Source organism: Candidatus Kaiserbacteria bacterium (genome assembly GCA_016699245.1).
Taxonomy (GTDB): domain Bacteria; phylum Patescibacteriota; class Minisyncoccia; order Phycocordibacterales; family UBA918; genus Damh-18.
Genome location: CP064968.1, coordinates 348,785 through 372,856 on the forward strand (window position 1 = coordinate 348,785; position 24,072 = coordinate 372,856).

General features: G+C 45.3%; 5 protein-coding genes. All 5 read right to left on the minus strand.

All coding sequences use genetic code 11. From position 1 onward, the window contains the following. Positions 1-6: 6 nt before the first annotated feature. Complete coding sequence (locus IPH92_01655) at positions 7-2,991, minus strand: DUF2341 domain-containing protein (GenBank protein ID QQR65268.1); 2,985 nt, start codon at positions 2,989-2,991, stop codon at positions 7-9. Then, positions 2,898-19,778, minus strand: a complete 16,881-nt coding sequence (locus tag IPH92_01660; GenBank protein ID QQR65269.1) for a hypothetical protein — start codon at positions 19,776-19,778, stop codon at positions 2,898-2,900. The genes IPH92_01655 and IPH92_01660 overlap by 94 nt, the downstream gene beginning before the upstream one ends. A gap of 211 nt (positions 19,779-19,989) precedes the next feature. Continuing rightward, positions 19,990-21,522 (minus strand): hypothetical protein, encoded by a 1,533-nt coding sequence (locus tag IPH92_01665; GenBank protein ID QQR65270.1) that lies wholly within the window; start codon positions 21,520-21,522, stop codon positions 19,990-19,992. A gap of 10 nt (positions 21,523-21,532) precedes the next feature. Beyond that, positions 21,533-21,997, minus strand: a complete 465-nt coding sequence (locus IPH92_01670; GenBank protein ID QQR65271.1) for an Hsp20/alpha crystallin family protein — start codon at positions 21,995-21,997, stop codon at positions 21,533-21,535. Positions 21,998-22,141: 144 nt separating this feature from the next. Continuing rightward, on the minus strand, positions 22,142-24,007 hold the full coding sequence (locus tag IPH92_01675; protein ID QQR65272.1) for a hypothetical protein: 1,866 nt from the start codon (positions 24,005-24,007) through the stop codon (positions 22,142-22,144). Positions 24,008-24,072: the final 65 nt, after the last annotated feature.

Genomic DNA, 24,072 nt, shown 5'->3' on the forward strand with positions numbered 1-24,072 from the left:
GGACTACTACCATCTATTGCACTCGTTGTAGCAACAACGTTCCATTTTTGACACAATCACCAACATAAGGTCATCAGTATCCCAATCAACCTCTATCTCATACCAACCGGTGCTGTACGTTACCGTGGTCGATGCAAGCACGGTACCTGAGGTGTCACGATGCAGCACGTTCTTTGCGAGAGAAAGACGGTCAACACCGAAGAGTTCAAGGCAAACAGCATAATTGTGTGTTTGATCCTGTGTGCCAAAGAGTGTACACATTTCATCACCAGAGCCTGATGCAGTATCAATGTATGCCATCGTGCGAAGTGTCTGCCCTTGTTGTACGACATTACCGCTGATATACATACCGCCAGATTCTGTCTTACCGTTATCAGGATCACTCGCCACCAATTTATACGATCGTTCATATGCACTCGTTCCTGAGATTGCAAATTCAGGATAATCACCAATATATTCAGAAAGGCTATTGTCTTCGAATGTCTCTGCAAACGCAAAGGTACTTGTTGCTGCGCTTCCGTCGCTCACCGCGTTGTTATTGTAGTACATATATATTTCTGTATCCGTTGAAGTAGCAAGTGCTGGCACTTCTACCCATACAACCGCATTGGTACTTCCTGTATATGTTTCAATGAAGTGCGAAATGAGTGTCGTCCCATCGCTCGAGGTAAAGCGCAAATCCTCAAAGTCTGGTTGCATATCTCCCGTTTCATACGTCACCGTAAGTTTTACCACAGCATTGGTGTATGCTACTGGATCGGCATTTGTAATCGTGACGCGCTTACGCTTTGTCCAGGAGAGATCATACCATTCACTATCAGGTGCACTTTCCCCACCGTCATCAATACGGAAGCGATACGCAGACTGTCGTGTGAGAAGACACAAACTATCATCCCATTGAATCGAACCACACGCGGCTCCTGTATCAATATCATAGTTCTCACCATCAAGATTTCCAGTGTGACCGGTAAGTGTCCATGCACTTGTCGTCGTACCTGTCACTTTAATGTTTGCGCCGGTAATTGCCGTTGTCGTGGCAAAAGAAGTACCAATAATTGTTAGTCCCGAGTTGTAATTGAGTGTTGTTGATGAGAGTGTAATAAGTGAACCACCATTTACCACAAGAGTGAAATTACCTTCTGACAATGATGTAATAAGTGTCGTACTACCATTCACGTTAAGACCGTCTGCATCCATATCATCAAAACTGTAGTACAGCGCATTGAGTGCACCACCAAGAATATCCATAGTGTAGGTACCACTTCCTTGATTACCAATCAGTGTGTCTGAACCACTTACACCGACAATATTAAGTGTACCTCCCGTGAAGGTTGTGGTAGCGCCCTGTGCCATATACACATTCACGGGTCGTGGTGAACCTCCCATACTCACACCATCGAAATCAGTCGCATAGCTCCAATAATCCGCACCCGTTGTGCGAAGATAATTACCATAGAGATAGAGCGAGCCAGGGACTCCCGCATGGTCTTGCGAGTAGAATGAACTGAGTGAATCTGCCATGGTAATGGTACCCGCACTGTCCCATGCACGGAGTGCCGTTGAAGAGCCTACAATAATATTGTTATACACATCACCTCCCGTTGATTTTGTATTGATGGTGTAGCCAAGTCCTGATTTAATCACCAGTGTACTACCAGACCAATCTGTTGCTCCGCCACCCACAGTGTTTGTAAATACACCACCCACAGAGAGTCGTGTGCTTGAACTTTGTTTAAAACTCGATGCACCCGTAATTGCAAAACTGCCCGTGGTGGTTGCATTTCCGAGAACAGTCCATCCACCAGTTCCACTTCCAAAGACTACATTACTGAGTGTTGACGTCCCAAGACTTACCGTTTCTCCCGTATCAGACGAATTAAAGAGCAATGTGCCCGTAGTCGCATGCGTAAACGAGCCACCTTGATTTAAGAGCGAACCACCGATTGACATTGTGCCGGTAGCAAATGCTACTGACCCACTTTCAATGCGGAGTGAACCCTGAAGTGCAAGATTACCGTCAGTAAACGTGAACGGACCACTTCCCGCAAAGGTGGTGCTTGAAAGATCAGAGCCTCCCGCAGTGACACGTGTAGAAGATGTTGCGGTAAAGCGGAGTGTTCCACCACCATGAGTGAAGGTTCCACTGTTTTCAAAGTTACTTCCTATAGCAAGTGTGCCGGTAGCACTCGTGAATGTACCGCTCTGAATACGCACACTCTTTGTCGCAGTCGCATTGGTACCAACGAGAGTAAATGAGCCCGAACCATTTATGGTGAGTGCACCAAAATTTGAAGTACGGGGAATAATGGTTTCTGCACCTGAACTGGTAAACACCATAGTGCCGCCACTTGCATTGAACGAGCCTCCCGAAACAGTGAGTGAGCCACCAATAGTAGTTGTACCCGATGGAAGTGTTACGGTACCCTGAGTAATAGTAAAATCATTTCCGATTGAGAATGCCGTGTTGGTCACATTCCAACTACCACTGCCGTTGAAAACTGCATTGAAAAGTGATGCTTCGTTGGTATCTATCGTACGAGTAGCACCTGAGGTGGTAAAGGTAAATGTCGCTGTCTCACCATCAACTGTTGCCCCCGAACCACTTATGAAGCTGCCGCCAATACTGTGTGATTCGCTCCCTGTTGCATCAAAAGATGCGTTCGCAAACAGTTCTACAGTCCCATCGTGTGCCGCACCACCACCTCCGCCACTTACCGTCACATTACCTTCAGGACGGAAGGTTTTATCAGCCCATACAATGAGTTTTGTATTCAAAGGTAAGGTGAGTGTGTCAGGCGCTCCATCGACTGCCGTAAAGGGAATATCAATATCATCAGAGAAATTCCATACCTCCATATCAGCAATCGAAAGTGGGTCAATACCTTCATGACGAACAATTACTCGATTCTCATAGAGGTCAAAATTACTGATAGTTGAAAATGTGTCCTCAGAGACAGTTGCAGCTTTTTCTGCTTGTCCATCAATATACACAATGAATGAGTCTCCAATATTGAACGATATTCCCTCAAAGATATATGCTCCTGTTCTCCCAAACCATCTCCATCACAACTCGTTGTATATTGTGTCACACCCCCAACAACCAGTTTGAGTGCAGTAGAACCATCACACGCAGTCGATATACCCGAACCCTCGCCACTATATACCACACCTGAAACAGAAATTGAGGTGGAGCTATTGTCCCATACGATATATCCAGGATCTCCACCATTTGCTCCAGGATCAACATCGTATGCTTCTCCCGCAATGGCACCATCGTGTCCAGTAAACTTCCATGAATTCAGAGTGGTTCCTGTTGCGGTCACATTATATGCAGGTGATGCACCAGAAGTTCCAAAGTATGTATTCACTAATGTTCTCACTTGAATTGCAGTTCCACCTACGGTAATTGCGCTTCCACTATTCTGTGAAACTTCATAGTCACCGTACGAGAGAGAGACGATATTTGGTGTACCACTAAAAGTAAGACCGCTGATATCTGTATTACGAATTCTGTAATAATTCCATGTAGTCGATGCCGTACCTCCGATGCGGATACTGTATGTACCACTTCCCTGATTTTGAATTGTCGTCGATCCTGTTGGACTGCCGATAACAGCAAGATTTCCACTCAATATCGTGGCACTTGCGCCACTTGCGAAATACACATCCGCAGTACGCGAGGAGCCACCGAGAGGAACACCATCAAAGTCTGTTGCATAACTCCAGTAATCAGCAGTGCCACTTCCCGGATAGTTTCCATATACATAAAGTTCTCCAGGCTGGTCTGCATGATCCTGTGAATAGAGTGAACCAGTGCCGTCTACCGTGTATGTCGTCGCGTTGCTATTCCACATACGAATGTCGGTATTTGCGCCCACAAGGAGTGTTTCGTAGGTATCGCTTATAGTCTTCGCATTCATGCTGTAGTTAGTGCCACTCACCAGTGCCAGTGTACTTCCCGTCCAGTCGGTGGTAGCACCACCGAGCTCATTCGTGAAGATGCCTCCCACAGAAAGAGCTTTGCCACTTGCGAGGGTAAATGCACTTGCATTTCTGAGAGTGAATGCACTCGTCGTGGTAGCGTGGTCCGTAATAGTGTAGGTACCGGTGCCATTCAATGACAGACTACTGAATGGTGAGTTGCCTGCATTAATAGCACTACTACCCGCCCCATCAAAGGTGACTGTACCACCACTACCGGTAAACGTGCCATTGTTAGTCCAATTACCCGCAATCGTGGTTGATGCGCTTCCACTTCCTACAAAGGTACCCGTATTCGTAATGAGTACATTTCCATTGACATCAAGAACAGTGTTGTTGGTACTAAAATTGAGTGCTGTGGTCGTAGCACCACCTACAGTCAGATTATTCGACACAATCATACCGAGACCAACAGCAGTATATGTGGGAGAATTTCCCTGCGCCATGAGTTCAAGGTTGTAGTATGTTGTTCCGATGACATTGGTAGCACCGATTCCTGAATAACGTACGGTAGTAGTATCTTCAAGGAAGGTGCCGCTTTCGGTAAACACATTTCCAGTACCCGCAAGATTCCATATTGAACTACCACCCTGAAGGTAGTGCGCCCCATTAATAGTGAGCTTCCCAAGGACTGTGGTCGTAGCGGCACTAGGAGTTGTCGTACCCACGTTCGCACCATTACCTAAAACGAGATTGCCAAATGTCCATGGTGTTGTGCCACCGAGTGTGTTGGTCTGATCAATAGTTGTTGTGCCACTTCCCATAGATAGTGTACCGTTACCAGCGAGGGAACCGTTCATAACCGTAATATCCGCAGTTCCCGTCACAGTACCCTGTGTCAGTGCAATGCCGTTTTGTACACGAATATCACCATTTATATTCCACGCACCCCCGACCCCATTAAAGGTGAGCGTATTAAATCCAATTTCTTGAATTGCCGTTGTCGTAATGGTCTTACCGGTCGTGGTCGCATTCATTATTACTGTCGTCGATGCCGCGCTAAAGGTAGCTCCGGTATCCATGAAGAAACTACCCCCCAGCGTGTATGTGGAAGTAGCATAGCCTATGAATGTTGCGTTATCATCGATATGGAGAGAACCATCAAATGAGGTAGTTGATGCATTTCCTCGTATAGTGATATCTCCATTTGCATTAAAGGTGGTGCTTGAGGCAACATGAAGTTCTGTATTAGCGAGAAGTGTAAGCGTATTCACGGTACCCGTTGCTGCCGTAAAGCGCAAATCAGTATCATCGGTACCATCAAAAACCGCCATATCGATAATAGAGAGAGGTATCACATCTTGATGCTTGGTAATAATTCTATTGGCGTAGATATTGTGATTCGCAATATTTCCTGTCGGAGTCTTGGTTACCACTGCACCATGCTGTCCACCATTGGTGTTGAGGAATGTCGTGAGTACGACATCCCCCACAATTCCTCCAACGGTAATACTGTAACTGCCGTCCACGGCAGAACACCAGGTTGAGGTGGCAACCTCACCCGCATTCACTATCACCTTCACATTTGGCGTCGAGCCGTTACATGTTGGTGAACCCATTCCCGTAACCCCATCGTCACTGTATACCCTACCCGATACAACAATTGAGAGTGAGCTATCATCCCATCGAATTGATCCGGGATTCCCCGTGTCATTATCAAATGACTCTCCATCGAGATTCCCACTTGTATCACGGAACCACCAGAACAAACTTGGATTTCCATCATTTTGTGTCACATTACGTCCTGTTATTGCTGTTGTCGTAGAGAAATTGACTCGAGAGATTTGAAGTGAATTTGTTGCATTATTAATAGTGGTCGATGAAACCGTCATAGCGGTACCCGATGCAATACCAAGCGTAAATGCGCCATCAGAAAGTCCAAGGACTTTCGTTGAACTCGCAAGCACCAACCCTGAACGACCGAAATTGGCAAAATCATAAAATGACGCAGTTGTGGTACCGCGAAGTACCGATATCGCGTACGTACCAGCACCTTGATTTGCAATAGATGTTGTTGCTGAGGATGTCGCAAGGATACTGAGCGTACTCGCATCAAAAACTGCAGAGGTACCACTTGCAAAGCGGACATCTACTTGACGAGAGGTTGAGGTACTGAGAAGCGCACCATCAAAATCAGTTGCATAGCTCCAGTGTTCCGTACCACTCGTACGTGTATATTGACCAAACAGATATAGATCTCCATCAGCCCCGGCATGATCTTGGGAGTATATAGATGATGTCCCCAACGTTGTGTATATATTCGCAGAAGAATTCCACATTGAAACTTTTGTGGATCCCGTACCCATAAGTATTCCGTATGTATCACCTCCATGCGATTTTGCGTTAAGTGACATAGAAGTATTCCCCGTAAGTTTGAGCGTTGCACCAGTCCATGTGGTTGAGGCTGCCACCATTTGATTTGTAAATGAACTCGTTGCAGTAAGTGTCGTGTTACTTGCTGCAGTAAACTGAAGTGCTTGTGTCAGTGTCACGACGGTAGCAGTAGCACTGTCAACGAGTGTGAAATTGCCAGAAGCGCTATTGAAGTCGAGTGTTGCAAACGGTGAGGCACCAGAAGAGATTGTTTCACTCCCGGCGGTTGAATTAAACCGTACAGTACCGCTATTTGCAGAAAATGTAGCGTCGTTATCGAATGAACCCCCAACAGAAAGTATTCCTGTTGGAAATACTACATCACTTCCTGTTTCAGCAATATAGTTACCAAGTATCGTTGCATTGGTATCAGAGAACGTACGTACGCGAGGTTCCTCTGACACACCGATTGTATAGAAACTCGTCGTACTTGCCTGGTTGTTGTATTCCGTCTGGATCCAACTTGCAGGCTTATGTTCATTGTACACACGAACTTCGTCAATTTTGCCGTCGAATGCTCCCGTATTTCCTGCACACGAACCGTAGTTAAAACCAGTGTGAATATAATTTGAAGCACCACTTGCGGTGAATGTACCTTGAGCAGTCGTTTTCTCACGCACACCATTCAAATACACTTGCAGTCCCGAAGTAGCATTCCAGGTTGCATATGTTTGATTCCATGAATTTTGAGTAATAGCAGTCGTACCGAGTGCAGTCACCTGGCTTCCGGTCCAACTGATTGCTTGAATAACACTACCCGATATTGCGAGCATGGGCAGACACCACCCAGAACCATCAGCTCCGCTTGAAACATGGAGCAGGTTACCATTAGTCTCACCGGTATCAGCATTAAACCAGACAGAAATTGCATATGGCTTATTTACGGTTCCTAAGTTTGCAAAACTCCCTGCTCGCACGCGATCAGTTGCACCACCATCATGATTCACCGAATTCCCAAATTGACCTGCCACCTGATCACCCGCTGCCATACCGAAGGTTGTTCCCGAGCGTGCTCCTGACGTACTGTCAGTCATCTGAGGAGCGGTTCCTCCTGGATTTTCTTCCATGTGGAGCACTGCAACATAGCCATTCGTCCATACATTATTTCTTCCATATGATGAGGTCGATGCATACCCGCTTGCGCTTGCATTTTTGTAATACACATAGAAGGTTGTGTTTGTAGAAGAGGATATATCTCCCTTGAAGTACAGCTCACCTGTTGATGCACCGGTATTGATAGACACCAATTCAAAGGGAACTTCGGTGATACCATCACTCTTCGTAATACGTATATCACCTCCATCAGATTTCACATTCGCAAAAAATGCACTGGGGAGATCTGAAAGTTTTACATATACCGGAAACCCTGTTGTCGATGAGGCAACCTTTAGTGCTTGCACAGTAAGCGGTAAGCGGTAGCTCCACGCACTGTTGAGCCATGAGGCTCCTGTCACTCCTCGAGTACGAACATTATTAAGTGATGATCCGTTTGTCGTAATACTGTCTGAGCCTCTCACCAGGAAAATAATTTCACCTCCGGCATGAGCAAAGGAACCAGAGCCTGTTGTCACCAGATCACCCCCTACAGTAAGTGAGCCTGTGGGCATTGTCACCGAACCACTTTGTATACGAAGATCATTTGAAGTGGTTGCATGTGACTCAGAAAATGTCCATGAACCTGACCCGGTAAAGTAAAGATTGTAGAGAGCATTGAGGAATGGTGTCCCACCAAGCGTAATGGTACGTCCAGCTACCGTACTATTCATAATGACGACACCATTGTTGTGAAGGAATGTTCCCCCTGCATTGAGGAATGAACCTCCAATGGTAGTGGTCCCCGTAGGAAGCGTTACAGTTCCTGTTGCAATAGTGAGACTTCCCGTGAGTCCCAGAGTTGAACTCGCAAAGTACCATGTTCCTGTTGCATTGAACGTGAGATTATTGAATGACGAACCTCCTGTTCGAATAGTTTCTGTGGTGGTACCAATAAAGGCGACTGTGCCGTTTAGTGGTACGAAGGAATTGTTATTTGTCCACGAACCGAGTACAGAGAGTGTATATCCACCATTCGATGCATTGAGTGTGTCATCGTTCCCAATAAAAATCGATTGAGCACGGGCATTTCCCCCAAGCGTGACCGTGAGCCCAACACCATCAACAACCACGCGTCCGATATTCGACGAACTAGCACTGGTATCAGTCCATGTGTAATTTCCGGAGCCGTCGAACGTTGTGGTTCCAAGACCGGTAAGCACTCCTCCTGTACTAATACGTGCATTCTGCGCAATAGCGATAGAGGACGTCCCTCGCGAAAGTGTTCCGTAATCAACGGCGAGAGTACCGTTTACGTCGAGTGGCTTAGTGATACTCCAAAGTGCAGAACCGAGCGTCTCCCCGAAAGTGACATTATAGAAGTTGTACGAGGAAGATGCGGTCGTCACCGTCTCTGAGGAAGTGGTTGCAGTAAAGATAAGTGTTGAAGTTCCCGCAGTTGTTGTTCCGTAGTCATACCATGATCCACTGACACGGAGTGTATTGCCATTTGGTATATATCTACCATAGTTGAGGAAGTCATGTACCACCGCATCGGCCCCAGACCCTGGTTGATACGTCGCATTTGATTTGACAATAAGCCGAGCATCAGCACAACCACTATCGGCACACAGCGTAAGGTCATTACTACTCACACTCATGAAGATATTTTCATTGTCAGTGACGTCATATCCGGAAAGACCTGCATGTGTTGTCGTACCCGAATCACTTGATCCTATAGTGAAGTGGCGTTTTGAAAGCTGAAGTCCTGCCATATCTCCCACTCCATCGTAGGTTGCAGCAGCGAGGGCTTCGTCTGCATCTGCCACCACCCCGTCAATAAACACGAGTACCTCATCCCCTTCAAACGCAGTCACGTTTTCTATCATCCATGACCCATCGCCAAGAATACTTCCCGTCTTTCCAACCTGCAGTTCTCCATTCACCACCACAGAGACTGAACCACTCGTTACAAGAGTTGTCGTGTCGTACTCATACGCGTATCCGGAAATATCGATACCCTCTGCCCATTCAACTGCCCAATCAGCAAGTGTCGGACATACACCGAGCACACACTCAAATTCAGCATCAAGAAGGAGTTGGTTATGTATTACCTTATTGAGTAAGGAAAGATCTATCGGAGATGATGTGAATCCAGCACTATTTCCAGGCAAGTATACCTCTGGAACAAGCAATGTTGTCGTACTTGTTTTGTAGTACACTCGATACGTAATAGAACTTGCACCTGGTGTTGAGTCAGTAAAACGAACTCGTTCCCATCTTGGGCCCACACCATCATCATAATCAATAATCGTCGAACGAAGTGCGCCTGAGGTAAATGCAGGATACTTACGTGAGGCAAGCGCAATAGATTCGTTAAATGGTGTACCGGTCACGGACGGATTGGTATCAAGAATTTCTTGTGTCGACCAATTTGAACCATCCCATGCAGTAAATACATAATCATCCGCAACGTCGTCGAGATACAGTGCGAGTATAGTACCATCAGCTGCTCGGGAACTAATGACATTGTATGAATCTTCGATGGTACCCAAATCAATTTCACCAGAAAATGAACTTGTTGCATAATACTGGTATTTTCCACCATCCCCAATACCCCCCGCACCATCATCGCTATACGGAATCATGATGTATCCATCACGTGCTCCGATAGTCTCAAACTGGCATGAAACTGGTCGACCTTGTTTTGCATTCCCAAGTGTTTCAAACTCGTTAAACACACCCCAAGATGAACCATTCCAAATTACCAATCCCATGTCATTGTTCTCGTCTATATAACACAAGGCAAGCCGATCAGTCCCCTCATCGCGACTCAGAGTTCCCCATTCAAAGTCATTACCAAGTGTTACGGTACCCGTTGCTGAGGATGTTGCGACCCACGAACTACCATTCCATGTTGAGTACATAAAACGAGGATTCGTCCAATTAGAAACCACCACAACTGCCTGATCTCCTGATTCTTCATATTCGACCGCGATTCCCTCATGTGCATTTTCATCCATCTCTCCAAATTGAAGTTTATTGACACCATCCCATGCCGAACCATCCCATACCTGTACTTCATAATCGTTCGTACTCGCATTACTACTACGGGTTACCAAGATAATTTCATCCGAAGTTGCATCAGGATTAGACACCAACTTTACCCACATACACGAATTCGTGTTCGAAAGCGGGAGCGTTGATGTACCGGTCCAACTCGCACCATCCCACACATCAAAGACAGCCTCAGTTCCATCACACGCGACAGCGAGAAGCTCTCCCGAATCAGTCTCATAGGCAACATCAAAGCCACGCATATTTGTGTCGGCACTCGTTACACTGATTTCATGCGGAAGATCCCACGACCCACCATCATAAATCTGGATATTGGTATCACCATCAGTACCAAGAGTTGCAAGTGCATACTCATTACGTGTCGGTGATGATACAAGTGCCACAGTATCTATCTGCGCTCCAACACTTTCCGCGGGTAGTTCTTCACTCCACCCTGTACCATCCCACAGACGATACTTCGGTGATTGCACCGACCCTTCACCATATGCAACCATCGCCTCATGCAGTGTGGTATCAATCTGAGCCTGTCCAAGAAGGGCGTTTCCTTGTGTTGTCGTGAGGGTGTCGGTATCAAATTGTGCACCGGTAGTCTGGAACCACGTGGAGACCACAATCGATTCATCAACCGTAAAACTATATGGTTCTGACCATAATGAAAAAGCAGTATTTCGTGCGCGAACACGCCACCAGTAGGTTGAACTACTTGTGAGCACATTAGCTGGCTGAATGGTGTAAGAAATAGTATGACCCGATGCAAAAGGACTGGATGATGCAGGAGTCACCAAGTCTCTAAATCCAGATGCACTTGAGAGATAGGTCGTTGATGCAGTAAATGTTGATGACGTTGAAAATGAAAATTCATATTCAAGTGTATTATCGTCTGGTTCTGTCGTTACAAAGGTAAACGTCGGTGTCCTCGTCGCGACTTTTGCGTTATTGAATGGAGATATGAGTGTCGGAGCGTCAACACGATTTCCCCATGAGAGCGTCCAATCTTGGAGACGCGGTTCACCAGATGCGTCACTCAACACCGCACGAATGCGTATCTCATTATATATATCGGTATCAAGTCCCAAAAGTGATGTCGTTCCTGAAGTGAATCCAGTACTATTACCAGGTAAATCTGCGTCGGGAATGAGTGCCCACACTGCTCCCGACAGATATTCGAGACTATAGGTGACATCATTTTGATCGGTAAATGTGAGTGTTCCCCATGCATTCCCCCGCGAAGGATCACCATCATCAAAATCGATACCCTCGGTTGTCACCGTTGCATAATTGTATGACGGGGTAAGGCGCACGTCATTCCCAGCATCATTTGGTGTTGCGTCTTCGAGTATATCAGTACCAAACTGATCGTCAGTTGTCTGGAACCACGTCGTCACGGTAACGGCTGGATCATAGGTAAAGCTGTGTAATTCGGACCACTCGCTATATGTATTTGAGCCACCAGGGTCTTTTGCACGGACACGCCACCAATACGTTGTTCCCGGCACAAGTGATGTCTCAGGAATATATCGTATTGTCTGTCCACTTGTAAATGGATCTTTGTCAGAGGAAACGGTCAGATTAGAAAATGGTGAGGCATGTGTTTCTGAATCTTGACTGATGTACGGAGGACCACTAAAAGTGTAGTCAGTATCAATTTGTATGTTATACGTGATTTCATCACTTGCCTCATCGTCCGTTACAAATTCGAAAAATGGTGTCGCGGATGCTACTTTCTCATTGTTAAATGGTAACGAGAGTGTAGGAACAAGTGGTGGTGCGTTGGTGATGAGTTGCGGATAGTACAGGTACTCATTGAGCAGTTCACCATCGCTATACACAAGGCGGAAACAGTATTCAGTAGAAGAGCTTGCGTTATTATTTTCAAGTACAAAATCCCACTCTCCATCCATATTTGCAGGAATAGCACTCACATTGTCAAAGGTAGGATTTTGCTCTTCGTATGTTTCAGGTACATCAGATGCAGTCAAAAGTGTTGAGGGAATTTCACGACCATCACTGATAAGTTCTTCACTCGAAATATCGTAAAACCCAGTCGCATTTGAGATGTTATTGAACTCAGTACTAATCCAGTTTGCGGCGACTATCGTCGTATACACACGAAGTTCATCCACTTTCCCATCAAAATGTCCTTCATCTCCCGCACCAGCATTGACATCTCCCGCAATATGGAGGAAGTTTGAAGCTCCACTTGCGGTATATGTCCCTTGAGCAACGGTGCGCGCTATACTTCCGTCAAGATACGTTTTGAGTCCTGTTGCTGCATTCCATGTGGTGTATCCTTGATGCCATTGGTTTTGCGTCACCGTTGTGGTACCAATAGCGGTCGACTGGGTTCCTGTCCAACTTATTCCCTGGAGGAAACCTCCATTCAGTGAAAGCGGTGGAAGGCGCCAACTGTTTGGTGGGTTAAGTTGAGACATACCAATAATGTTTCCATCAGTCTCACCAGTATCCGGCTTAAACCATATACCCATACCGTATGCGGTATTTACTGTCCCAAGCCCCGTAAAACCAGGGGCAACAACGGATTCGTTGGTACCATTCGCATCAATACCATTCCCCATTCGTCCACTCGTAGCGTTTGTAGCGTCCATGAGGTCGGTGGTCGCATTATGACCATTTCCGGTACTATCATACATCTGTGGCGCAGAGCCTCCGGGATTTTCTTTGAAGTGATGCACGGATTCAAAATTATTAGTCCATACATTTTCTGAGCCATACGTCGCAGTTGCGCCATAGGGCGTCGCGGTGGCATTCCCGTAGTAAATGAAAAACTCTGAATCAGTCGTTGAAGAAAGGTTTGCTTTAAAGTGCAACTCTCCCGTGAGTGCACTGGTATTTATCGATACAAGTTCGAATGGCAATTCTGTGATTCCATTTGATCCGGTTACCCTAATATCATCTCCATCAGATTGGACCGCACTGAAAAATCCAGAAGGAAGGTCTGCGAGATTTACGTACACAGGAAAATCAGTGATGCTCCCCACCACAAGATCACTATCGACAATAATCTTCACTCGTCTTCCCCAGTTGCCACTATACCAATCGCTTCCCACAATTGCATTCCCATACCCTCTCCATAGGGCTGTAGTACTTCCGATTGCGCCAACGTCCACCCACCCATTAAGGAGCGAGCACGAAGCACCTTCCGCATACTGTAATTTAAATGCGTCAGTTGAGGTAGGAAGGTTCACGTTTGAAACGTTGAGCGACATCCTCAGTCGAATTTTTTCACCCAAATCAATTGATTCACTACTTGAGAGTGATGTAAACTCAGCGAGGTCATTAACCCCTAATGGCCATGGGTCAGTCGGAGTGAAAAAACTTCCGTTTACGTACCACCGAAAACTATTCTGGGCAACAATTGGGCTACGCTCCCATGTTACGCGCCAACTGTTGAGTGTTGGTGATGTTCCACTATTCTGCACGAGTGTCGCTTTAAGACAAATCTCATTGTATGTCGTCGTCGAAATGCCCGATATATTTATGGGACTACTGGTGGCATCGAAACCGACAGCATTTCCGAGTAAGACACCGTCTGGAATCGGTGTATCACAGGTGGTCGTGCTTGAATAATATACTTGCAGGGTTACATTGGTTCCGGATGTTTCCGTAGTTGAAAAATAAACATCACCCCATGTTGGTTGACCGGTCTGTGCACTATGACGAATAGGAGTTGACACCACAGTACCCGTCTCACTCACAAAACGACGTGCTGCCATCATACCCGTTTCATACGTTGGAACGGTTACTGATGAAGGAGTGTCTTCAAGTGTCTCGTGTGGAGTAGACCACGAGGTACCATTCCAATACGTAAAATCGATATCATCAGTTTCATCATCAAAATGCATTCCAAGAATAAGCCCATCACCAGTGCGTATTGTTTGCACCCAGAATGAGTCGTTAATATCAGACCCTGTTGAGGTCGCCCATGCACCTGTGTACACGCCGTGGTAGTCACCATCAACACCAGTATCCGAGTATGGAGCAATGATATTTCCATCACGTCCTGCAGATGTCTCAAATTCACAATCCACGGCACGTCCACGGTCATCATTTCCGGTTAGTATAAGATTTCTGTTTGAACCCCACCCATTTCCATCCCACATAACTGCACCAATATAGTTAGAGTCATTTATGTAGCAGAGCGCAATGCGATCGGTACCTTCATCAGCAACAAGTCGACCGTTTTCAAAATCATTTTGTAATGTTACCGGTGTATTCGATCCCCATATTAACCCGTTCCAACTATTCCAAAGGAAGTTGTTTCCTGAACCATTGGTCGTCACGACAATTGCTTGGTGACCTGATGCTTCATACACCACTGAGAGACCCTCCTTGGTTTCGTCTCCTGCTTGCATTGAACCGAGAATCTGTGAACTTCCTGGAAGCCATGTATTTCCATCCCATACTTGCGCCTCGTATTGTGCTCCGGTATCACGAGCAACAAGAATAATTTCATCGGATGTCGGGTCAGATGCGAGGGTAAGCATTTCACAATTATTGACACTATTCATGTCTACCGTCCCCGTAGCAGACCAATTAGAACCATCCCAAATTCTATAGAATGGATCAGCATCTCCATCACAACCAATTGCAAGCGCATCTCCAGAACCCGTCTCATACGCTACCGCCAATCCTCGTCTTGAAGCATTACTTGCAGTCGTCGTCAGTTCATAGAGGTGATTCCATGGTGTCGATGAAGCTGCAGTGTACACCTGGAAATTAATATCATTATTTGCATCAAGCGTGCCGGCAATATACTCATCCCGTGTTGGTGCTGCATCGGTTACCACCCAATTGATATTGCCTCCCACATCAAGTGCATCCTGTTCTATCCCCCACGCAGTCCCATCCCAGAGCCTATACTGAAGTGTTGTGTTTCCTGATTCTGCGTAAGCAAAAAGAACCTCAGTGTTATCATCAACGGTCACTTCAATACTTCCATTACCATTACTATTTGTGCCAACAAGTGTATTGGTATCAAATTGACCATCAACGGTCTGATACCAATCCTGTGTCTCAATGCCACTCGTAATCGTCATACTCTGAATACTCGACCAGTCTCCATAATTTCCTGAGCCGGTTACATCTCGCGCGCGAACTCGCCAGTAATAAACCGAATCAAATGCAAATGCATCACCTGCCTCTACCTGATAGCGAATACGATTACCTTCAACAAATGGGCTTGTATCACTTGATGACGCAGTATTGGTAAAACCAGCATCCACTCCCGTTGTTTTTGTTGTCGATGCTGCAAATGATGTAGATGTTGACCACGAAATTTCATATACCACATCAGAAGTGCCGTCGGGATCAACGGATGAAAACTCAAACTTTGGTGTTGTGGATGAATATCGAATACTGTCAAACGGTGTATCGTAAAAAGTAATAGTTTGTGGTTCAAGATTGAGTTCTGCCTTTTTCCAGAGCATAAGCACGGCATCGGTGACATCATTTGTAGTACCGCCTGTATTTGCCTCTTCATCAACCATAACTCTCACGACTTGGCCCGCCATAAGTCCTCGGAGCAAGTACACAAGGGCACCAGATGAGTCGCTATGATTACCTGCGTTTCGAATAATCTGTGACTTTGTCTGTGCTCCAGATATAGGAACACCATCAACTTCAACTGAAATGCGTGTATTCCTGTAGTTGTTCGCTGATGTGAGAGCATCATTATAAGAAAGAAGATAATCACCCGATTCATTTACAATGATATCTCCCATCGTTGAAGAAGATGTTGTGGCATGAGTAAAGGTTACCGAATCATAGACAGGGCGAGTGTCCCACAGTAGTTTTTGAGCTGGAGTGACACTCCAGTTTGTTGTGCTTGCGAGGTTTCTACCTCGAAGCACAATGGTATCATCGCTTGGAATTTCTTTAATGAAGATAGAACCAACAAATCCTGCCGGTACCGTGGTCGTTCCCGCACTTGCTTCTTGCTCGGTTGTAATCGTGAGTACTTGGTTTGTCGTTGTTGCAATAACAATTCCCGACCAGTGTATTGAAGAATAAAAGTCATTTGAACCACCCACAGCATTACCATAGGCAAGCCCTTGTGAAAATACACCCCCTGGTACTTGTACACCATTCAGAAGAACCCTTCCGAGCACATTCATAGCTACCGATGATGCACGGTTTGTCTCAAGCGGTACACTGACCTGTACCATGTAGGTACCGGGGTTACTAATTATAATGTTTTCGGGATTGAGTGAATCTGAGTGCGAAAAACCAGCAACATCTTGTCGTGTCTCTGTCCAGGTAAGTGGAGAAGAGGATGCGGTATTAAGAGTTGTTGACGCAACGGTACTCGTCGCTGTCCCCGCAAAGACATTATTTGATGCAGGTATATACTCAATGTACATACTTGCTTGACCGGTAACATTTACCGTGTCAGCACCAATCGAAGTAAGGTCTTGCACATACACTTCGACGTAATCATCTGGTTGTGCGTTCGTAAGCAAGAAACTTGCGTGTGATGATGATTCAGAATGGTTATTATTTCCTCGAATCCATCCACTTCTTCCAAGTCCTTGAGGTACCGCAACACCATTTACTCTGACTTCTATCCCTATTCGGGTAAAGTTTGCGTTTGCATCCGCTCGTTGCTGAGGGAGAGTTACCGCAAAGTAGTAGTCTCCTGAGCGTCTAAGGGTAACTCGCTCAGACTGAGTAGTGGTCGAGTGCCTATAGTAGTACGTATCAACCGTGCTTGTACTCCAAAGCATACGCGATGGCAAACTATTCAAATTTGTACCATTTTCTGATTGTGTCCCCTCAAGCCACGCAACACCACTCAGTGCATCCGATGCAATTTGCCATGCGCGTAATTCCTTGAATCCATCCATATCGAGAGGTCCAAGGAGGTATAGGTACGGACTGACGTCAGGAGCATCAAACATGTACGTGAGTGTAAGCTCATCTCCTTCATGAAGTGTGGCATCCCACGTGAGATAATTCACATCCCCCAATGTTGTAAGAGAGCCACCACCGGCATCAACAATTTCAAAACCACGTGGAAGTGCTTCAGAAATCACGCCATTGAATTCTCGGTTCGCCGTTATGTGGAGCGACACGGTGTATGGAGCTGGAGGATAGATACGTGTTGGTGCGGTACGTTCAATATCAAATGGAATATACTCGCGTACTTCAAAGATATCTTTTGTGTGATGTACTTCTTGTCCATCTTTGTTGAAATGTGAAAGTGATATGTGGTATTCACCAATTTCATCTGTGTTAGTAAACTGAGCAAGATAATCAGGTACATCGGTAACATTATTTGGCCCACAATCGCCTCCTTCGCTCACGGGTACATCGTACACGATATGTGATGGAGAGGTGATGGTGAGCACAAGGTGTGCGTGACAAATAGTGTCTCCTGTTTCCGTAAGTGCAGCCATGTTAAGCGAAACGGGTTCGCCCTTGTGGTACATCGATTTAGTACTATTGATTGCAAGTACTCCCCAGTAAAACTCAATCTGGTCTGTGTAAGTGTTCCCATCTTCTTCTATATCCATCGTGAGTACATATTTTCCAGGATGCATCTTTTGTGGATACTCAAGAAAACTGAGAGTCCATGTACCATTGTCGTTATACTCAATTTGAGAAGGAACTTCGACATCTCCATAGAGAGCATGATTAAGTCTCGTTTTGACTATTGCATATTCCTTTGAATCACTAAAAAGGAATTCGAAGAATCTCTCAATAATATTTTCCTGAGAACGATATTTGAATTGGAATACTGGCAAATCATCAGCAAGAAAATCGGAAACGGGTTCGAGTAAATCGTTATACGTTGGAGTTATAAGTGATCGCTCGTATTCAATTTCATCGAGATCAGTCTCTCCTAATTCTGTCTCATAAAATGAAACTGCATTCACCTCAACCCATACACTATCGATATACAACTCGGGTGGAACTACAGTGTCTCCTTCATATGCTACGCGCACGGTAAGTGCACGGAGTGCTTCATTATCAATGTTGCTTGGAAGTGCAAACAAAAAGTATCCACCATTGAGTGCATTTGAAATCTCATCATCAATCACAATTGTTCCTGCATCAGCCCATGTTGTGTGATCAAAACTATACACGAGTCGAAGATGAGAAAAAGTCTCTGCTGACTCTGGGCGTTGTGCACCAACTGAAATACGCAACTGCGCACTTTCAACTTTGGTAACCCCCTCAAAATCTGGGACTGTAAAACCACTAAATTCAAGTATTGGCATCGCACAATCAGTGATAATAGTGCAACTATATGCATCAAGATTTGCTTCTGTTGGCTCCTGTGGTGAAACCTCTTCCGCTGCATTTTCTGCAATTTCTTCTTGAATGCCCTCTTCCACCACATCGACAGTCTCAATACCAGCATCTACATCCTCGGTAACTTCTGGTTCAATAGGTGTCGTCTGATCTTCAGTTACCATTTCTTGCGAGGTAGGTGTAGTTACATCCTCGACAACTTCATCGGTAACATTCTCATCAGAAACTTCTAGGGTAATTTGTTCTTCAATCGGTGCTTCATCAATAAAATTTGCAAGGGGCAGTGCTTCAGTAACCAACCGTGTCACAAAATAGGGAGAGAGGTACTGAGCAAGTTTTTTTGATTGTTGAGTAGTCTCATGAGCTTGCACCTCCTCAGACGTCTCAACTGATGTATCAGGTGCAGATTCGCTTGTTGCATTTTCCTCATTTGACTCGTCTGCTTGATTTGACGATTCTTCAGCTGGTTCTGCAACAACAGAATCTTCTGACGGTTCCGTTACATCAATAACATCAATTGCTTCACCAGCAGATTCCTCTGTTTCAGGATTAGACGAAGAAGGTTCTTCAGTGTTTCCTGAATTAGAATCAACGGAATCAGTTTGTTGGTTGTCTTGGTCATTTATGAATTGTTCAACTTGCTCACTCCCATCGCTAAGTGAAGCAGAGTTTTGATTATTAAATTCTTGGTAGAGTGAATCTTGATTTAGGTCATGACTATACAAACCGCCAACATTATTCCAACCAGAACTCTCGATCGTGTCGGGATAAATATTGAGTGTTTCAAATTCAAACTGAGTTTTATCTTCAGTATTAGCAAACACGAAAACATGGATAGCAAGGAGCAAAATTGGAAGAACAATAAACGAGTATCCAGAAAAAATACGAAGAGATAATGGCTTGTATGTACTCAAAAAATTATCATCAACAGTAAAACGCCACACTCTCCATTTCGGCGCTTTAAATATCAGTTTTTTAAATTTGTCTCCTACTTTTTGCGTGAAATAATTCACCACACGATGAAGGGAGCCAATACTCAAAAGAGAGTACGGCTCAACTATAATTATACCCCATCAAACCTTGATTTGATGGGGTATAACTGTGGATGGCCCAAAAATAATGAGGCGGAGCCGACTATATTTTTGGAGCCCGTCGCTATTCTTCCCCCCGGAAGAAAAGCGACGTCGTTATGATGTGCTGAAAGTCTTTTTTTTAAACTCTCCTCGACTTTAAGAGAATGCTCAATAAATCCTATTTCAGAATCTTACTCACATCGGTAATCTCCTTTTCTATGAGTGTTTCAGATACTTCGAGTGCTTGGTTAAGACCCTCTACAGCCTCGCGCTCTTTCTTTGAAAGTCGTTCGTGCTTTGTAATCATATTAATCTGGTCGTATATCTCATCACGAAGTGCAGAGAAGATTTTCTCCATTTGATCTTGAATTTCGCGAGTTTCTTTGCGCAGTTTTTGTTCTTTCTGTTCGTGCTGCTTTTTGGCGTACAACATGAACCCAAATTCAGCGATAAGTGCAAGGAGTAGGAGAAGGATTATCAAATTCTTTCCCTTAAAAATATCCCAGATAGAGCCAGTTGCAACTGCTTCGACTGGTGGATGCCATCCAGAAGTAATGAGAACAGCCACAGTGGATACAGTCTTGTTGCCCGCGAAGTCGAATGCAGTGACGGATACAGTGTATGTTCCATCCTCTAGGTTCTTGAGCATGTAGCCGAGTTTTGCTTCATCAGGAGTGATTTCTACCGGCTCACCATTTGCAATACTTAACTCATATTTTCTAATTCCTGAAGTAACGTCATTTGCTTCAAAAGTGAGGAGTGGGAAAGCTGAAGGTGAGTTGCCTGCGCGTACATTGATGGTGAATGCCTCTGGGGGAAGTGTGTCAATAAGCAACTTACGATGAAGAATTCCTCCCCAACCCACCTGATTCTTGTACTGCATGGTGAGGTACTGCACACCATCAACGAGCATCTCAGGAGTGAGGGATAATTGGTCAATTGGTGGATCATATTCAGTCTCAGGATCAAATTCAGATGAGGTAGCGATATCAAGAGCAAGAGCGTCAACATCAAAAGGTACTGTCCATGTAAACACACCTACTTTTGTGGCATACCATATTTCTGGGTCAAGAAATACAGCCGAGCCTGCTTCTGGCGGTCGAGGTGGGTCACCAAACGTAATAGTTGCATCGTTATCTTCTTCCACCTCCTCAGGAGTTTCCTCTGGTTCGTCTACAGGCTTTGGCGGAGGTGGAGTCGGCGATGTTGCAGCAGTAAGTGTATATGAGGCGTTGGTGGGGCCAGTGTAGACATCCGTACCAAGCCCATCAGCAGCAAGTACTGATGCCGAAGCCACCGTTACGGCACCCGTGCCTTCCTTTAAAACTTTAAAGGTAACTGAAACAAGATTAGAACGTGTAGAAAAAGGTGTTGGACTGCCACCACCGAGAGTAATAGTACCTGCAGCATTAGAATACGTTGGCTCGGTGGTCCAGAGTGAAAATACTGATCCTGTTTTAGAAACATTAGATACGGCGAGGACAGTATTGTCAAAACTCAGTTGTGTCTCCACTGCATTAACACTCTTGCCTTGTGGGTTCGTCTGTATGGTAACTGTAAATGATTGTCCGACTGAGTATGAGCCAGTGCTTGGTGAAATTGCAACATCAGCAGCAAACGCTTTTGAGGCATACATGCAAAAAACACTCGAAAGGAGCGCAAGGAGTATTAGTGTTTTTGTGAATCTGTAAGGTACTGAAGGAACAATCATAATAGTGTGCTTATCGGGTCGGTTTCCCTTTTACCCGATTAATCTTAAGTCTCACTTTCTCCTTTTCCTCCGGTCGTAAGAGTGGTAGGACGAGGACGAGAACTCCGTTTTTTACTTTTGCCTCTGCACGTGCAATGTCGACACTCTCAGGAAGAATAATTCTGCGATAGAAGTCACCCCATACACATTCCTCAGTGAAAAAAGCACCATCCGGCTTCTTCTTTGCGAATGCAAGATGCACCGGGCGAAGGCGCTTCCCTTCAATAAGCACGACATCAGCATCTCCTTCGATAGATACGTGGATATCAGAAAGCTCGGCACCCGCAGCCTGTGCGTACACCACAATAAGATCAGTGGTTTGAAACACATCCACGTCGAGCTGTACGATTTTATCGAGCGCGGTTTCTTCCTCGCTTGATTGCAAGCGTTGCTCGGTACGAACACCTCGGCCTTTCAGTCTTTGCAAAAAGGACATACGTGTATAGTATACGTCATCATTGAATATTTTTTCCAACAGTTATGCACAAATCGCCTTCGGATAGAGAATAGAAGATATGGAATAGATAATAGGACAACGCTTCGCGTTGTTAAATATTTTCTATTATCTATTTTCTATTTTCTAACCAGTCCAGTTAAATATCATAATAGAGAAGTCGGTGAGCGACACTTTACCGTCACCATTGATATCGGCGGGTGGGTTTGAATTACCTCCGGCACTTCCCCACCAGAAGAGCAAAATAGAGAAGTCGATGAGATTTACCTTCGTATCACGATTGAGGTCCGAACTACGGGCAACTTGTGCGGCTTCCCCTACTCCGTAGAAAGTATATCCCGAGAAGTTGGTACTTATACCTGCCTCTTGTTTTGCTTTTGCACGTACTTTGTAGGTACCCTTACTGAAGCCATCAGTAGGTATTTGGACTGACCAGGCACCATTATTATCGGATGTTGCGGTAAAAGTTTTGAGCGAAGCGCTTGATTTATCATTTTGATTTTCTATCGTCACTGTTGCATTTGGGATAGAGTATCCACTCACGGTAAGTTGAGCACCAGGGTCGACGGGGTTTGGCATAACTTTTATCGAAGGCATTACATTGATGTTAGATAGCGTAGACCCTCGTGCACCAGTCACCGTGAAGGTGGTGGAATAAGTACTCGATTTAATACCTGCTTTATCAGTACCATATACACCAAAGGTGTATGCACCGCGCGCGATAGCATCAAGCGTGCTTGAAAATGCACCATCCCCACCACTCGTTACTGTATCTGCGATTTGTCCATCAACGAGGATGGTAATGGTACTCCGCGGAAATGCATAACCGTTTATGATAACGCGTCCATCACCACTTTGATATGGCTTATTAGTACCTTCGAGCCCTCCTCCCTCTCCATCACCTCCACTACTCGGCCCACCACCACCACCACCACCTCCGCCACTTCCCGAACCACTCGCGCTCCCGCCACCCCCTCCTGAACCATTCGTGCTACCACTTCCTGATCCCGTATCTCCTGTTCCACTTCCTCCTCCCGTACCAGAACCATCTCCCTCACCAGTCCCTCCAGGTTCACCCGTTGGAAATTCAGGTATTGTAAATGAAATCACATAGTCGTCTATGTTAATGTTTCCTTCATCATCAATACAGCGTACGAAAAATGTGTACGTTGTACTCGTAGCAACGGGAATGGTTACTGAATGAACTGTTTGATACGATGTTGAAAACAAACTACCCATAGAATAATATGGTGTCCCTGTGGCAGCTGCGTAGCGGCAAAGAGCAAACTCATCTGTTTCAAGTGACATTTCTACATTAAGTGTAGTACCCGAAATGTTTCCTGTAGGGGCACCGTTAAATCGAATAGGAGGATCAGTTTCTCGAGTATCTACATCTTGAATTTGTACTTGGTCAACAATTGCATACAAGCCACGTACTCGTGAATTAGTGACACCATCCCCTGCTTCAATAAAATACTCAAAGGTGCCTGTTGCATGTGGGTTGGTAATACCAATGTCAGTTGTGGTTGCATTTGGAGTATGATCACCAATAAGAAGCCTGATCTGTGCACCCGCTGGAATACCTTCACTGCTATTGAGAGTAATTTCAATATTTCCTGATGTGCCTGTCGTAAATGCAATACCATCTTCAACAGCATTTGCAGATGTCGTGGCGACACGCAATACATGTTCACCCCCATTTGCTACATAAAGAGCAATATTATCGATATCAAAATCAACCGAGGCGGGGATCTCAAAATCGCCATCGTCTGGAGTAAATCGGATGAAGCCACTCGGAGGAATTGGAACTGTGGTAATAAAATCAATGGTGTGGTTTGCGGTAACACCTGGTGCAGAAGTGGATATCCTATCACTATAATTAGTGATTGCTGCTGCCGACACAATCTGATATACACACAGAAGCACAAGTAAAGAGATGACGCCAAAAAGCCACTTTGATTTTGTGTACTCTAAAAATCCCAGCTGTTGCATGGTACCCTTTTATTGTACCGCATTACGGCACATTCCTACGCCACATTACTGCACAATATACGATA

What these genes read in the sequence shown, in the direction of transcription:
- IPH92_01675 (QQR65272.1), bottom strand. Translation starts at nt 24,007, where the DNA reads ATGCAACAGCTGGGATTTTTAGAGTACACAAAATCAAAGTGGCTTTTT.
- IPH92_01670 (QQR65271.1), bottom strand. Translation starts at nt 21,997, where the DNA reads ATGTCCTTTTTGCAAAGACTGAAAGGCCGAGGTGTTCGTACCGAGCAA.
- IPH92_01665 (QQR65270.1), bottom strand. Translation starts at nt 21,522, where the DNA reads ATGATTGTTCCTTCAGTACCTTACAGATTCACAAAAACACTAATACTC.